This is a genomic window from Streptococcus sp. SR1 (genome assembly GCF_000526075.1).
In the GTDB taxonomy this organism is placed as follows: domain Bacteria; phylum Bacillota; class Bacilli; order Lactobacillales; family Streptococcaceae; genus Streptococcus; species Streptococcus halitosis.
On record NZ_JATR01000002.1, the window covers coordinates 30,264 to 44,818 of the forward strand.

The following is a 14,555-nucleotide window of genomic DNA, read 5'->3' on the forward strand; positions in this document are numbered from 1 at the left end:
TATCGAATAATATAATTTTAAAATCAAGAAAGTGAGAAACTATGGCAAATTTGGGCTTGAAGGAGCGCTATGATTTCCAGCAGTGGATTATCAAAGACTTGAAAGATAAGAATGGCTATATTCAGCGGGATGCTGCTCAGTACAATTCTCGATTAGCCATGGATGAGGAACTCCTATGGGATTTTCTGATGGAGACTCAGGAAGAGACCATGGATTATCTCCTAAAAAAACTGAGCAAGGAGACGATTATCACTCTCATCAATAAAGAAATCGTCAAGGGTGGTTTTTTGTTCGCCTTAAAAGAGGGAGTATTTATTGAAAACAAGCAACTGCGCCTCCTCTATCGTAAACCAGCTACTAGTTTTAATGAAAAAGCTGTTCAGCAATATAAAGCCAATCGCTTGTCTGTAATTGAGGAAGTGGTTTATGAAGAGGGTGGCCGCATTGACCTTGTTATCTTTATCAATGGATTAGCGCTATTTGCCATCGAGCTCAAGTTTAATCCTAGTGGTCAGTCAGTTCAGGATGCCATCAAACAACTCAAAGGTCGTAATCCTAATAATCGTCTCTTTCGTTTTGAGCAGGGGGTCTTAGCTTCCTTTGCTGTAGATACTATGGAAATCTATATGACAACCCAGTTAAAGGGTCAAGAGACCTACTTCCTTCCCTTTAATATGGGGAAAGGGGAAGGTATTGATATGGGGAGTGGCAATCCACACAACCCTAATGGTGTAGATACAGAGTACTTGTGGCTTGATGTATTGACCAAGGATAGTATTCTTCAGCTGATTGAAAGTTTTATCTTCTTTGAGCTTGATAAGAATGATGCTAAAAAGAGAACACTGATTTTTCCTAGGTACCATCAGCGTAGAGCTGTTAGTCGTCTCCTAGAAGACATGAAAGTCAATCATACTGACAGTAATTATCTGATTCAGCATTCGGCTGGTTCTGGTAAAACCAATACCATAGCATGGTTAGCTCATAGTCTGGTTTCACTTCATGATGACCAAAATAGAAATATCGTTGATACAGTTTTAATTGTCACAGACCGTATAGTAGTAGACCGTCAGTTACAAGATGCTGTTAGACAGATTAACCATAAGAACGGTGTTGTGAAGGTGATGGGTGATCGTGAGACATCTAGTGATTTAGCTGATGCCATTGCTGGGAACACAAAGATCATTGCAACGACTATCCATAAGTTTGCCCAGATTAACCAATCCAACTGGATGTCTGTAGGGAATACTGCGAAAAAGAAATTTGCCATCCTGATTGATGAAGCCCATAGTTCAACGACAGGTTCCTACATGAGTTCAGTTAGTCAGGTCTTGACTGAAACGGATACGGAGGATGGAACCATTGATGAGATTCAGGAAGTGACAGTTGCGGATGCCATTGAGCAGGAGATTGCGCGTACAGGAAAGCAAGACAATGTTTCAATCATTGCTTTTACAGCAACTCCTAAGGCAACTACCCTACAGTTGTTTGGTACAACACAGCCCGATGGCTCTAAAGCCCCTTTTGATGTCTACAGTATGAAGCAAGCTATAGAGGAAGGTTTTATCCTAGATGTCTTAGATAACTATACGACTTATAAAACCTACTACCAACTTAATAAAGTAGTAGAAGAAGATCCTGAACTAAAAACCACGCTTGCTAAGCGTAAGATTGCTAAATTCGTGGAATTATCTGATGAGAATATCAATCAAAAGGTTGAGATTATCATGGACCATTTTATCAGTCATGATATTATGGCAGAGTTGGGTGGTCAAGGAAAAGCCATGCTTGTGACCTCTGGTCGTGAAGTGGCAGTTAAGTACCAGTTGGCTTTTGAAAAATACTTTAAAGATCACAGTATCACCAGTATTGGTACCTTGATTGCTTTTTCTGGTAAGGTTGATTATCTAGGGAGAGAGTTCTCGGAATCTCAGATGAATCAGTTTAAGGAAGAGCATTTAAAAGAACGTTTTGATACTGATGCTTATCAGGTGTTGATAGTTGCGAACAAGTATCAGACTGGTTTTGACCAACCTAAGTTGGTTGCCATGTATGTGGATAAAAAATTGCGTAGTGTAGCTGCGGTGCAGACGTTGTCACGCCTGAATCGGATCTTTAGAGGCTATAACAAGAAAACATTTATCCTTGATTTTAAAAATACCTACGACGATATTCGCTCAGCCTTTGCTCCCTACTATCGAGAGACGATTTTAGCTGATACCATTGCTCCTAGTGATGTCTTAAAGTTGGATCGTAAAATTGATGAATATGGTATTCTGGACAGCGAAGAGGTTCAAGAGTTTAATCAATTTTTATATCAAGAAAAACGTTCAAGTAGAGAAAAGCAAAAGATGGTCGCTTTGTTGAATAAAGGTTATGATAGAGTGAAACGTTTTGATGAAAAAGAACAATTGTCTATTCGAAAGGTTATTCGCGGTTTTCTTCGGATGTATACTTTCTTGATTCAGGCAACGGCTTATCAAAATGAGGTTTTACACGAACGATATAACTATCTTCAAAGTCTTGTTAAGATGATTGATGTTCGTTTAGGAGGAAATGATTTTACAATTGCAGATAAGATTGTCGTTGATTATATGAAACATAAGCAAACAGGTTCTTTCAGGGCAGTTTCTGAATTAGAATATCAGCCTGAATTAATTCTTCCTAAACCAAGTTTGAGCGATGTTACTGGTGATCAAGAAAAACATTTATCTGAAATCTTAGACGAAATGAACGAACAGTTAAATTTGAACATTGACCAGCAAGTTGGCTTAAGTGGAGCTGTTTCGATTCGTGAATTGATGAAAAAGAATCCAAGGCTTAAACAATCTGCGCGTGTTAATTCTAGGGAAGATTTCGTATTTGCCTTTGAAGAAGAAATTGATAATGCCTTGATAGAAGGGTACTCTCAGAGTCAAGATTTATATGGTGCTCTATTAAATAATGATTCGTTCAAGAAGAGAGTAGCAAATATATTTTTTGATGATGTGTATAAAAGTTTGAAGGGATCCGAAGAATTGTAGTCCTAGAATTCACACAAAACTCTTCAATTTGGGTTTGTGAAAATCGGTTTTTTATGATAGAATATTAAGGAATGTATGTCATTCGATAAACAAATTTAATGAGGTAAAAACATGGAAATCATGACACTTGCGATTGCTGTTTTTGCCGTCATCATTGGTTTAGTCATTGGATATGTCAGCATCTCAGCTAAGATGAAATCATCTCAAGAAGCTGCAGAGTTGATGCTTCTAAATGCTGAACAAGAAGCAACTAATTTACGAGGACAAGCTGAGCGCGAAGCGGATTTATTACTAAATGAAGCCAAGAGCGAAAGCAAGTCTCTTAAAAAAGAAGCACTATTGGAGGCCAAAGAGGAAGCCAGAAAATACCGTGAAGAAGTGGACGCTGAATTTAAGTCAGAACGTCAGGAGCTCAAGCAAATTGAAAGTCGTTTGACGGAGAGAGCTACGAGCCTTGACCGTAAGGACGACAATTTGACGAACAAAGAAAAAACACTTGAACAAAAAGAACAAAGTATTTCTGATAGAGCAAAAAACCTTGATGCACGTGAAGAGCAATTAGAGGAAGTCGAAAGACAAAAAGAAGCTGAACTTGAACGTATTGGTTCCCTTTCCCAAACTGAGGCTCGAGATATTATCTTGGCTCAAACAGAGGAAAACTTGACCAAGGAAATTGCTAGCCGCATTCGTGAGGCTGAGCAAGAAGTGAAGGAACGTTCAGACAAGATTGCGAAAGATATCTTGGTTCAGGCTATGCAGCGTATCGCTGGTGACTATGTAGCAGAGTCAACAAACTCGACAGTTCACCTACCAGATGATACCATGAAGGGACGTATTATCGGTCGTGAAGGGCGAAACATTCGTACCTTTGAAAGTTTGACGGGGGTCGATGTGATTATCGACGATACACCGGAAGTGGTAACCTTGTCAGGATTTGATCCGATTCGTCGTGAAATTGCTCGTATGACCATGGAAATGTTGCTCAAGGATGGCCGTATCCACCCAGCTCGTATCGAGGAGTTGGTGGAGAAAAACCGTCAGGAGATTGACAATAAAATCCGCGAATATGGTGAGACTGCTGCCTATGAGATTGGTGCGCCAAACCTCCATCCAGACTTGATGAAGATCATGGGACGCTTGCAGTTCCGTACTTCATATGGACAAAATGTCTTGCGTCATTCGATTGAGGTTGCTAAGTTATCTGGTATTATCGCCAGTGAACTTGGTGAGAATGCAGCTCTTGCCCGTCGTGCTGGATTCCTTCATGACATTGGGAAAGCCATTGACCGTGAGGTTGAAGGTAGCCACGTTGAGATTGGTACAGAGTTGGCTCGTAAGTACAAGGAACACCCAGTTGTGGTGAATACCATTGCTAGCCACCACGGCGATGTCGAAGCCGAAAGCGTCATTGCAGTGATTGTTGCTGCAGCAGATGCCTTGAGTGCAGCGCGTCCAGGTGCTCGTAGCGAGTCTCTTGAAAACTATATCAAGCGTCTCCACGATTTGGAAGAAATCGCCAATGGCTTTGAAGGAGTGCAAAATAGCTTTGCCCTTCAAGCAGGACGTGAAATTCGTATCATGGTTAATCCAGGACAAATCAAGGACGACAAAGTCACAATCTTGGCTCACAAAGTTCGTGAGAAAATTGAAAATAATCTCGATTACCCAGGAAATATCAAGGTAACCGTGATCCGCGAACTTCGTGCAGTAGATTATGCTAAATAAATAAGAAAGAGCAGTTGAAAAATTACTGCTTTTTTGTTACACTAGATAGAAAGACTGTAGAAGGATAACTGACGTGATCATCAGTATCCGAGAGAAATTTTACTTTATTTCACAGACTAACTAAAGGAGACATAATGGCAGACCGAGGCTTGCTAATCGTTTTTTCTGGTCCTTCAGGAGTTGGGAAAGGAACGGTTAGAAGAGAGATTTTTGAGAGTTCTGAGAATCAATTTCAATACTCTGTATCGATGACGACGCGTGCGCAACGTCCTGGTGAAGTGGACGGAGTGGACTATTTCTTCCGTACTCGTGAAGAGTTTGAAGAGCTGATCCGTCAAGGTCAGATGTTGGAATATGCAGAATATGTCGGTAACTACTATGGAACTCCTCTGACCTATGTCAACGAAACCCTAGATAAGGGAATCGATGTTTTCCTTGAAATTGAAGTTCAAGGAGCCCTTCAGGTTAAGAAAAAGGTTCCAGATGCTGTCTTTATCTTTTTAACGCCACCAGACTTGGATGAATTGCAAGATCGTTTGGTAGGTCGGGGAACAGATAGCGCTGAAGTGATTGCCCAACGAATTGAAAAAGCCAAGGAAGAAATTGCTCTCATGCGTGAGTATGATTATGCCATTGTCAACGATCAGGTGCCCCTCGCTGCTGAACGTGTCAAGCGTGTGATCGAAGCAGAACACTTCCGTGTGGACCGTGTCATTGGTCACTACCAGGAGATGTTGCCAAAATCTCCAACTACTCGATAAACTATAGGAAACAGGTACAAGCAAATGATGTTAAAACCCTCTATCGATACCTTGCTAGACAAGGTGCCATCAAAATATTCACTCGTAATCTTGGAAGCAAAGCGTGCCCACGAACTAGAAGCAGGTGCGCCAGCAACTCAAGAGTTTAAGTCTGAAAAATCAACTCTTCGTGCTTTGGAAGAAATCGAGTCTGGAAATGTAACCATTCACCCAGATCCAGAAGGAAAACGTGAAGCGGTTCGTCTCCGTATCGAAGAAGAAAAACGCCGCAGAGAAGAAGAAGAAAAGAAAATCAAAGAGCAAATTGCTAAAGAAAAAGAAGATGGTGAAAAAATTTAAGGTTGGGGGGACTCAATCTTATTTTTTCTATTGCAAGAATTTACTGACAAGAAGGAGGTGAGAAGATGGCTATTGCAAAGATTATCGTGGATGTTCCCCTGATGCAGACGGACCAGCCCTATAGCTACAAGGTTCCTGAGGAATTTGTAGACATGCTGGAAGTCGGTATGCGGGTCCATGTCCCCTTCGGTAAGGGCAATCGTTTGATCCAAGGTATTGTGCTTGGCCTGGAGTCCCAGTCGGATGAAGAGGTGGCTGATCAGGACTTGAAAGAGATTGCGGAGGTGCTGGATTTTTCCCCGGTTCTCACTCAAGAGCAACTCTGGCTGGCTGAGGAGTTACGCAAGTCTGTCTTTTCTTATAAAATCTCCATTCTAAAAGCCATGTTGCCGGGATTTTTAAACTCCAGTTATGATAAGATTCTCTATCCTCTGGAAGGTCTGAGCCAGGCAGAACGAGAGCGTCTGTTTGGTTCAGAAGATTCGCTAGCCTTTTCTTCTCTAGACCTTGCTAAACAGGCAGAAATGATGCGCTTGACCAGGAAAGGTCTGCTCCGCTTAGAATACCAGGCAGTCGATCAAAAGAAGGTCAAGACCCAGTCTTGGTATGAAGTTGATGCCACTCAGCTAGAGAAGATCGAGATTTCTGCGCGTGCTAAGAAAAAAGCAGAGCTGAGAGACTATTTGCTGTCTCATCCTGAGAGTGCTCCTCTGGCTAGTTTGTTAGAGTCCTACTCACGCGAGCAAGTCAACTTCTTTGTGGAGCAAGGAGCTGTGTCCATAGTCCAAAAGGAAGTGCAACGCTCAGCTACTTATTTTGAAGGCATTGAAGTCAGCCAACCTTTGGAATTGAATCGGGAACAAAGGCAGGCGCGTGATGCCGTTGTCAGTGCTATTGGCAGTCAACAGCCTCCATTCCTCCTTCAAGGGATTACAGGGAGTGGGAAAACAGAAGTTTACTTACAGATCATCCAAGGAGCCTTGGACAAGGGTAAGACAGCTATTTTACTGGTTCCTGAGATTTCTCTGACGCCACAGATGACGGAGCGTTTCATTGCTCGTTTCGGTGAGAAAGTGGCTATTCTTCACTCAGGCCTGTCCAATGGTGAAAAGTACGACGAATGGCGCAAGGTTGAGCGTGGCGATGCCCAAGTTGTTGTTGGCGCTCGATCAGCTATCTTTGCTCCTTTGAAAAATCTAGGTGTTATAATTATCGACGAAGAGCATGAAGCTAGCTACAAGCAAGACAGCAATCCCCGTTATCATGCTAGAGAGGTCTCCATTTTACGGGCTCAGTACAATCAAGCAGCCCTAGTCCTTGGTTCGGCAACACCGAGCTTAGAGAGCCGTGCGCGGGCTGGAAAAGGCGTCTATCAACACTTACGTCTGACCCAACGGGCCAATCCTTTAGCCACCATTCCTGAGGTTCAAGTGATTGACTTTCGGGACTATATCGGGCAGAATGAGACGTCAAACTTTACGCCTCCTTTGCTAGAGGCCATCCAAGACCGTTTGGATAAAAAAGAGCAGGTAGTCCTCATGCTCAACCGTCGGGGCTATTCTAGCTTTGTCATGTGTCGGGAGTGTGGGACGGTGGATACTTGTCCCAACTGTGACATTTCTCTCACCCTGCATATGGATACCAAGACTATGAACTGCCATTACTGTGGCTTTTCGAAGGGGATTCCTCAGGTCTGTCCCAACTGTCAGAGTCGCAGTATTCGTTACTACGGGACGGGGACTCAGAAAGCCTACGATGAGCTAGCAGAGCTCTTTCCTCAGGCTCGCATTCTGCGGATGGATGTGGATACGACTCGCAAGAAAGGCAGTCACCAAGCTCTTCTGGACCAGTTTGGCCGAGGGGAAGCAGATATCTTGCTGGGAACTCAGATGATTGCTAAGGGCTTGGATTTTCCAAATGTGACCCTAGTCGGAGTCCTCAATGCGGATACAGCCCTAAACTTGCCTGATTTTCGTTCTTCCGAGAGAACCTTCCAACTCTTAACTCAGGTGGCAGGCCGTGCAGGTCGAGCGGAAAAGGCTGGGCAGGTCTTGATCCAGTCATACAATCCGGAACACTATGCCATTCGTTTTGCAAAAGATCAGGATTACGAAGGCTTTTACACTTATGAAATGAGTATCAGGCGCCAACTTGGCTACCCACCTTATTATTTCACTATTGGGATTACCCTCTCTCACAAGAACGAAGAAGAGGTTGTCAAACGTGCCTATGAAGTTATGGGGATTTTGCGCTCAGGTTTATCGGAAACTAGTAAAATCCTTGGACCAACGCCAAAACCCATCGCCCGTACCCACAACCTTTATCATTACCAGATTTTGATTAAATACCGTTTAGAAGATGAGCTGGGACCAACTCTCAATCGAGTTTTGGCCTTGACTCAAGAACGGGAAAATAGCGAGCTCCGTCTCAGCATTGACCATGAGCCGCAGCAATTTTTATAAGAAGGAGAAGAAATGACAAAACTAATCTTTATGGGGACACCTGATTTTTCAGCGACTGTATTAAAAGGACTTTTGACAGATGATCGTTACGAGATTTTAGCTGTTGTGACCCAGCCAGACCGCGCTGTCGGACGTAAAAAAGTCATCCAAGAAACCTCAGTCAAGCAGGCTGCCAAAGAAGCAGGCCTTCCTATCTACCAGCCTGAAAAATTATCTGGAGGTCCAGAGATGGAAGCCATTATGAAGCTAGGAGCGGATGGGATTGTGACTGCTGCTTTTGGACAATTTCTCCCAAGTAAACTCCTTGATAGCATGGATTTTGCGGTCAACGTTCACGCTTCCCTTCTTCCAAAATACCGTGGTGGAGCCCCCATTCATTATGCCTTGATTCAAGGGGATAAGGAAGCTGGTGTGACCATTATGGAGATGGTTAAGGAAATGGATGCAGGAGATATGATTTCTCGTCGTAGCATTCCTATCACAGATGAGGACAATGTTGGAACCTTATTTGAGAAATTAGCCATTGTTGGTCGTGATTTGCTCTTGGACACCCTTCCTGGCTATATTGCTGGGGAGATCAAACCTGTGCCTCAAGATCCTAGTCAGGTCACTTTCTCGCCAAATATTAAGCCAGAAGAAGAGAAACTCGATTGGACTAAAACCAATCGTCAACTCTTCAACCAAATACGTGGCATGAATCCATGGCCTGTTGCTCACACTTTTCTCAAGGGTGATCGCTTTAAGATTTATGAAGCCCTGCCAGTAGAAGGTCAGGGAGCTCCAGGTGAGATTCTGTCTATTGGCAAGAAGGAATTGATTGTCGCAACGGCTGAAGGTGCTCTGTCTCTCAAGCAAGTGCAGCCAGCTGGCAAGCCTAAGATGGATATCGTATCCTTTCTCAACGGAGTTGGACGGACATTGACTGTAGGAGAACGATTTGGTGACTAAAGTAGAAACGGCTAGAAGTCTAGCTCTAGCGGTGCTAGAGGATGTTTTGGTTAACCAAGCATACTCAAATATTGCTTTAAATAAACACCTCAAGGGCAGTCAACTCTCAGTAGCAGATAAGGGCTTGGTGACAGAGATTGTCTACGGAACGGTAGCCCGAAAACTCACTCTGGAATGGTACCTGTCCCACTTTATCGAAGACAGGGATAAGCTAGATAACTGGCTCTATATCCTGCTCCTTCTGAGCGCCTACCAACTTCGGTATCTGGATAAGATTCCTAATCATGCTGTAGTCAATGAAGCGGTAGAGCTAGCTAAAGCCCGTAAAAAAGGTAGTGAAAAATTGGTCAACGCTGTCCTTCGTCGTATTTTGCGAGAAGGCTGGCCAGATATTGACAGCATCAAACGCAAAAATAAGCGTGATTCCATTGCCTATTCTCTCCCAGTTTGGCTAGTATCTAAGCTCAAGGAAGAATACGGTGAAGAGCGAGCACAAGCCATCTTTAAAAGTCTCTTGGTACGCAATAAGGCTAGCATCCGGGTGACCAACTTGAGCCGAAAAGAGGAAATTAAAGCCGTGTTAGAGGCGGCTGATTCCCCTTTGGCAGCCACTGGTCTGGTCAAGGAGCAAGGCCACTTTGCAGGACATGATTTGTTCGCAGAAGGGGCTATAACCATCCAAGACGAGTCCAGTCAATTGGTTGCTCCGACTCTTGATCTACAAGGTGATGAACAGGTCCTGGATGCCTGTGCCGCTCCAGGTGGGAAAACAGCCCATATGGCTTCCTACCTCACATCTGGTAAGGTGACGGCTTTGGATCTTTATGATCATAAGTTGGACTTGATCCAAGAAAATGCGGAGCGTTTAGGTGTGGTAGATCGAGTGCAAACGCAAAAATTGGATGCCAGAAAAGTGCATGAGTTTTTCGGTCGGGACTCTTTTGATAAGATTTTGGTAGATGCCCCCTGTTCTGGGATTGGACTTTTACGTCGCAAACCAGATATCAAATACAATAAAGAAACAGCAGATTTCACGTCCTTACAGGAAATTCAGCTGGAAATATTAGGTAGTGTTTGTCAAACGCTACGAAAAGGTGGTATAATAACGTATAGTACCTGTACTATCGTCTCTGAGGAGAACTTTCAAGTCGTTGAGGCATTTTTAGAAAGTCATCCCGAGTTCGAGCAGGTTAAACTAGAACACGAATGCAAAGATATCCTGAAAGATGGCTGCATCCTGATTACTCCTGAATTGTATGGAAGTGATGGATTCTTTATCAGCCAATTTCGTAAGATATCAGAATAGGAAGGAACTGACACAATGGAAATAGCATTATTAACAGATGTTGGTCAGAAACGGACAAATAATCAGGACTATGTCAATCACTTTGTCAACCGAGCAGGACGCACTATGATCATCTTGGCTGACGGGATGGGAGGACACCGTGCAGGAAATATCGCTAGTGAGATGGCGGTAACAGACCTCGGTGTAGATTGGGTGGATACCCAAATTGACTCAGTCAATGAAGTTCGTGAGTGGTTTGCCCACTACCTGGAGATTGAAAATCAAAAAATTCATCAACTAGGTCAGGACGAAGCCTACAGAGGCATGGGAACAACGCTAGAAGCTGTTGCGTTTATTGACAACCAAGCCATCTATGCTCACATTGGAGATTCTCGTATCGGTTTGATTCGTGGAGAAGAATACCACCAGTTAACGAGTGACCATTCCTTGGTTAATGAATTGCTCAAGGCTGGTCAATTGACTCCAGAAGAAGCAGAAACTCACCCTCAAAAGAATATCATCACACAGTCTATCGGACAAAAAGATGAAATCCAGCCTGATTTTGGGATGATTACACTGGAGTCAGGAGATTATCTCTTGCTCAATAGTGACGGTTTGACCAATATGATTTCGGCAAGTGAGATTTATGATATCGTAACCAGCGATATTTCTCTAGCAGACAAGGCGGCAACCCTCATTCGCTTCGCTAACAATGCAGGAGGTTTAGACAACATTACGGTTGCCCTTGTTTACATGAACGAGGAGGCGGCAGAATGATCCAAATCGGCAAGATTTTTGCCGGGCGGTATCGGATTGTCAAGCAGATTGGTCGAGGAGGCATGGCAGATGTTTACTTGGCCAAGGATTTGATCCTAGATGGGGAAGAAGTGGCAGTTAAGGTCCTGAGGACCAACTACCAGACGGACCCGATTGCTGTGGCACGTTTCCAGCGGGAAGCGAGGGCTATGGCGGATCTGGACCATCCTCATATCGTTCGGATAACAGATATCGGTGAGGAAGATGGCCAACAGTACCTAGCTATGGAATACGTAGCAGGACTTGACCTCAAGCGTTATATCAAAGAACACTATCCTCTTTCAAATGAAGAGGCGGTTCGGATTATGGGACAGATTCTTTTGGCTATGCGTTTAGCCCATGCTAGAGGAATTGTTCACCGAGATTTGAAACCTCAAAATATCCTCTTGACGCCAGATGGAACTGCTAAAGTTACTGACTTTGGGATTGCAGTGGCCTTTGCGGAGACCAGTCTGACCCAGACCAACTCGATGCTGGGTTCGGTTCATTATTTGTCACCTGAACAAGCGCGTGGTTCTAAAGCGACCTTCCAGAGTGATATCTATGCAATGGGGATTATCTTCTATGAAATGCTGACGGGTCATATCCCTTATGATGGGGATAGCGCGGTTACGATTGCCCTTCAGCATTTCCAGAAGCCACTTCCGTCCGTCATAGCTGAAAACCCATCTGTCCCTCAGGCTTTGGAAAATGTTGTCATCAAGGCAACTGCTAAGAAATTGTCTGATCGCTATCAGTCTGTTTCAGAAATGTATGTGGACTTGTCAACTAGCTTGTCTTATAATCGTCGGAATGAACCGAAACTGGTCTTTGACGATGCGAGTAAGGCGGATACGAAGACTTTACCTAAAGTTCCACAAAGTACATTGACCTCGATTCCAAAAGCTCCGGCGCAGGAAGAACGTCCTCAGTCAAAGAAATCAACCCCAGAGCAAGCACCTACGCAAAAGCCAACTAAAAAGCGGAAGTTTAAGGCTCGCTATATGATTCTTTTAGCTAGTCTTCTATTAGTTGCAGCCTCTTTAATCTGGATTTTGTCCAGAACACCAGCAACGATTCCTGTTCCTGACGTGGCTGGACAAACTGTTGCAGAGGCAAAAGAAGCTCTTAAAAAATCTAAATTTGAAGCTGGTGAAGAAAAGTCAGAGGCCAGCGATACCGTAGCAGAAGGACGCGTTATTCGAACCGATCCGGAGGCAGGTAGTAGCCGAAAAGAAGGAACCAAGGTTAATTTGATCGTTTCTTCTGGTAAGCAATCCTTCCAATTGAGCAATTATGTTGGACGCAAGTATACGGATGCCGTAGCTGAACTCAAGGAGAAGAAGGTTCCTGAGAATCTAATCAAGATGGAAGAGGAAGAATCCAGCGAAAGCGAACCTGGAACCATTCTCAGACAAAGTCCTGCGGCAGGTACGACTTATGATCTCTCAAAAGCTACTACGATTACCTTAACAGTGGCTAAGAAGGTGACTAGTGTCAGCATGCCGAACTACATTGGTTCAAGTCTCGAATTTACAAAGAATAATTTGACTCAGATTGTCGGTGTAAAAGAGGCCAATATTGAGGTTGTCGAGGTTTCGACTGCTCCTGAGGGGACAGCAGAAGGTACAGTTGTAGATCAAACACCAAAAGCGGGTGAACAGGTTGACCTTGCTAGCACGCGTATCAAACTTTCCATCTACAAACCGAAAACACCACCGTCAACTTCATCTTCTAGTTCTGCACAACGTGGGAACCAAGGTTCTTCTACAACTCCAAATCAGGGGAACCAACAAGGAAACACTCCTTCAACTAGTCAATCAAATAGTGAAGGAACCCGTGAAAGTTCTCGAGATTAAACGAATCTTTGTCATGATTTCATGACAAAGATTTTTTTTCATTGATTTTTGTGATAAAATATAGGAAGCAGAAAAGGAGGAGAAAATGGACGAATCAAGAGAGTTGAATGCCGTTATTGATGTCATTATGTTAGCTGGAACCATTCTCTTAAAAAGCGGTTCGGAGATTTATCGGGTTGAGGACACCATGATCCGTATCGCTCATTCACAGGGAATAGTGGATTGCAACGTTCTTGCCATGCCAGCGGCTATTTTCTTTTCTATTGAGAATACTAATATTTCTCGTATGAAACGGGTCACTTCTTCCTCCTACAACATCGAAAAAGTCTGCGATGTCAACCAAGTATCACGGGAGCTTGTCGGAGGGCAGATCGATCTCTCTACAGCCTTTGAAAGGCTAAAGGAAATCAGAAATCAAGCTCTTCCTTATACCAAGTTCCAAGTGACTATTGCAGCAACTCTCAGTGCCCCTTTTTTCTCGATTATGTTCGGGGGGAATACCTATGATGCTTTTGGTGCAGCCATTGCGACCTTACTTGGTTTTGCTTTCTCTCTCTATGTAGAGAAGTTTGTCCGCATTCCTTTTGTAACCGCCTTTGCAGGGGCCTTTGTTTTTGGCTTGATTGCCCAGTTCTGGGCCCGCTATACAGGATTTCCTTCGACGGCAGACTTGATCATAGCGGGAGCCGTCATGCCCTTTGTTCCGGGGATTGCTCTGACAAATGCAGTTCGGGATATCATGACCAACCATATCAACTCTGGTATGAGCAAGATGTTTGAATCCCTGCTCATTACCCTCGCTTTAGGGGCCGGTACCTCCGTCGCCCTAGTTTTGATGACATAAGATGACTCTAACAAGTATTTTACTCCAAGCAGTAGCGAGTTTACTCGCCATTATCACCTTTCTAATCGTACTGAATGTTCAACGCTCTATGCTCCTACCTGGTGGTGTTCTGGGAATGGGTGTCTGGCTCCTCTACCTCGTGCTCAAAGAACCAACCAATGTTATTGTTGCGACCTTTATTGCAGCGGTGGTTGGTTCATGTATCAGCCAAATTCTAAGTATTGTCTATAAGACGCCAGCAGTGGTCTTTGTCTTGGCCATTCTTGCCCCCTTGGTGCCAGGTTATCTATCCTATCGAACGACAGCTTTCTTTGTGACAGGCGATTACAGTCATGCCCTTACCAGTGCAACACTAGTAGTTATGTTGGCTCTGGTCATTTCCATCGGGATGGCAAGTGGAACGGTGATTCTAAAACTTTATTACTATATCCGAAAACAGCGAGGCATATCCTCCTAATGCTGTCAAAGCAAAGACTTGATTTGTTGAATCAAGTCTTTTTTCTCTCATTTGTTCCTA

The 14,555-nt window shown here is 43.8% G+C and carries 11 protein-coding genes; all 11 read left to right on the top strand.

Annotated features, from left to right (window positions below; genetic code table 11):
* Positions 1-41 precede the first annotated feature (41 nt).
* The 11 genes from HMPREF1518_RS00280 to HMPREF1518_RS00330 all read left to right on the top strand — a co-directional run bounded on the left by HMPREF1518_RS00280 (position 42) and on the right by HMPREF1518_RS00330 (position 14,495).
* On the top strand, positions 42-3,020 hold the full coding sequence (locus tag HMPREF1518_RS00280) for a type I restriction endonuclease subunit R (protein WP_033583423.1): 2,979 nt from the start codon (positions 42-44) through the stop codon (positions 3,018-3,020).
* A 111-nt stretch (positions 3,021-3,131) separates the two neighbouring features.
* On the top strand, positions 3,132-4,745 hold the full coding sequence (locus HMPREF1518_RS00285) for a ribonuclease Y (protein ID WP_033583424.1): 1,614 nt from the start codon (positions 3,132-3,134) through the stop codon (positions 4,743-4,745).
* 134 nt (positions 4,746-4,879) lie between these two features.
* Entirely contained in the window at positions 4,880-5,506 is a 627-nt protein-coding gene (gmk, locus tag HMPREF1518_RS00290) for a guanylate kinase (protein ID WP_000775041.1), read from the top strand.
* Positions 5,507-5,530: 24 nt separating this feature from the next.
* Positions 5,531-5,845 carry a DNA-directed RNA polymerase subunit omega gene (gene rpoZ / locus HMPREF1518_RS00295; protein ID WP_002875802.1) on the top strand — a complete coding sequence of 105 codons (315 nt, stop codon included), beginning with the start codon at positions 5,531-5,533 and terminating at the stop codon, positions 5,843-5,845.
* A gap of 65 nt (positions 5,846-5,910) precedes the next feature.
* Positions 5,911-8,307, top strand: coding sequence for a primosomal protein N' (locus HMPREF1518_RS00300; protein ID WP_033583425.1), 2,397 nt, complete (start codon positions 5,911-5,913; stop codon positions 8,305-8,307).
* Between the two features lie 12 nt (positions 8,308-8,319).
* A complete protein-coding gene (gene fmt / locus HMPREF1518_RS00305) occupies positions 8,320-9,255 on the top strand; it encodes a methionyl-tRNA formyltransferase (RefSeq protein ID WP_033583426.1) in 936 nt (311 codons plus the stop codon).
* Complete coding sequence (rsmB, locus tag HMPREF1518_RS00310) at positions 9,248-10,561, top strand: 16S rRNA (cytosine(967)-C(5))-methyltransferase RsmB (protein WP_033583524.1); 1,314 nt, start codon at positions 9,248-9,250, stop codon at positions 10,559-10,561. Before fmt ends, rsmB begins: the two co-directional genes overlap by 8 nt.
* 15 nt (positions 10,562-10,576) lie before the next feature.
* Positions 10,577-11,317, top strand: coding sequence for a Stp1/IreP family PP2C-type Ser/Thr phosphatase (locus HMPREF1518_RS00315; protein ID WP_000401532.1), 741 nt, complete (start codon positions 10,577-10,579; stop codon positions 11,315-11,317).
* Positions 11,314-13,194 carry a Stk1 family PASTA domain-containing Ser/Thr kinase gene (gene pknB, locus HMPREF1518_RS00320; RefSeq protein ID WP_033583427.1) on the top strand — a complete coding sequence of 627 codons (1,881 nt, stop codon included), beginning with the start codon at positions 11,314-11,316 and terminating at the stop codon, positions 13,192-13,194. The genes HMPREF1518_RS00315 and pknB overlap by 4 nt, the downstream gene beginning before the upstream one ends.
* Positions 13,195-13,279: 85 nt before the next feature.
* Entirely contained in the window at positions 13,280-14,038 is a 759-nt protein-coding gene (locus HMPREF1518_RS00325) for a threonine/serine exporter family protein (RefSeq protein WP_000344546.1), read from the top strand.
* Between the two features lies 1 nt (position 14,039).
* Positions 14,040-14,495: a threonine/serine exporter family protein gene (locus tag HMPREF1518_RS00330; RefSeq protein WP_000176910.1), complete on the top strand. Its 456-nt coding sequence runs from the start codon at positions 14,040-14,042 to the stop codon at positions 14,493-14,495.
* The last annotated feature ends 60 nt before the right edge of the window (positions 14,496-14,555 follow it).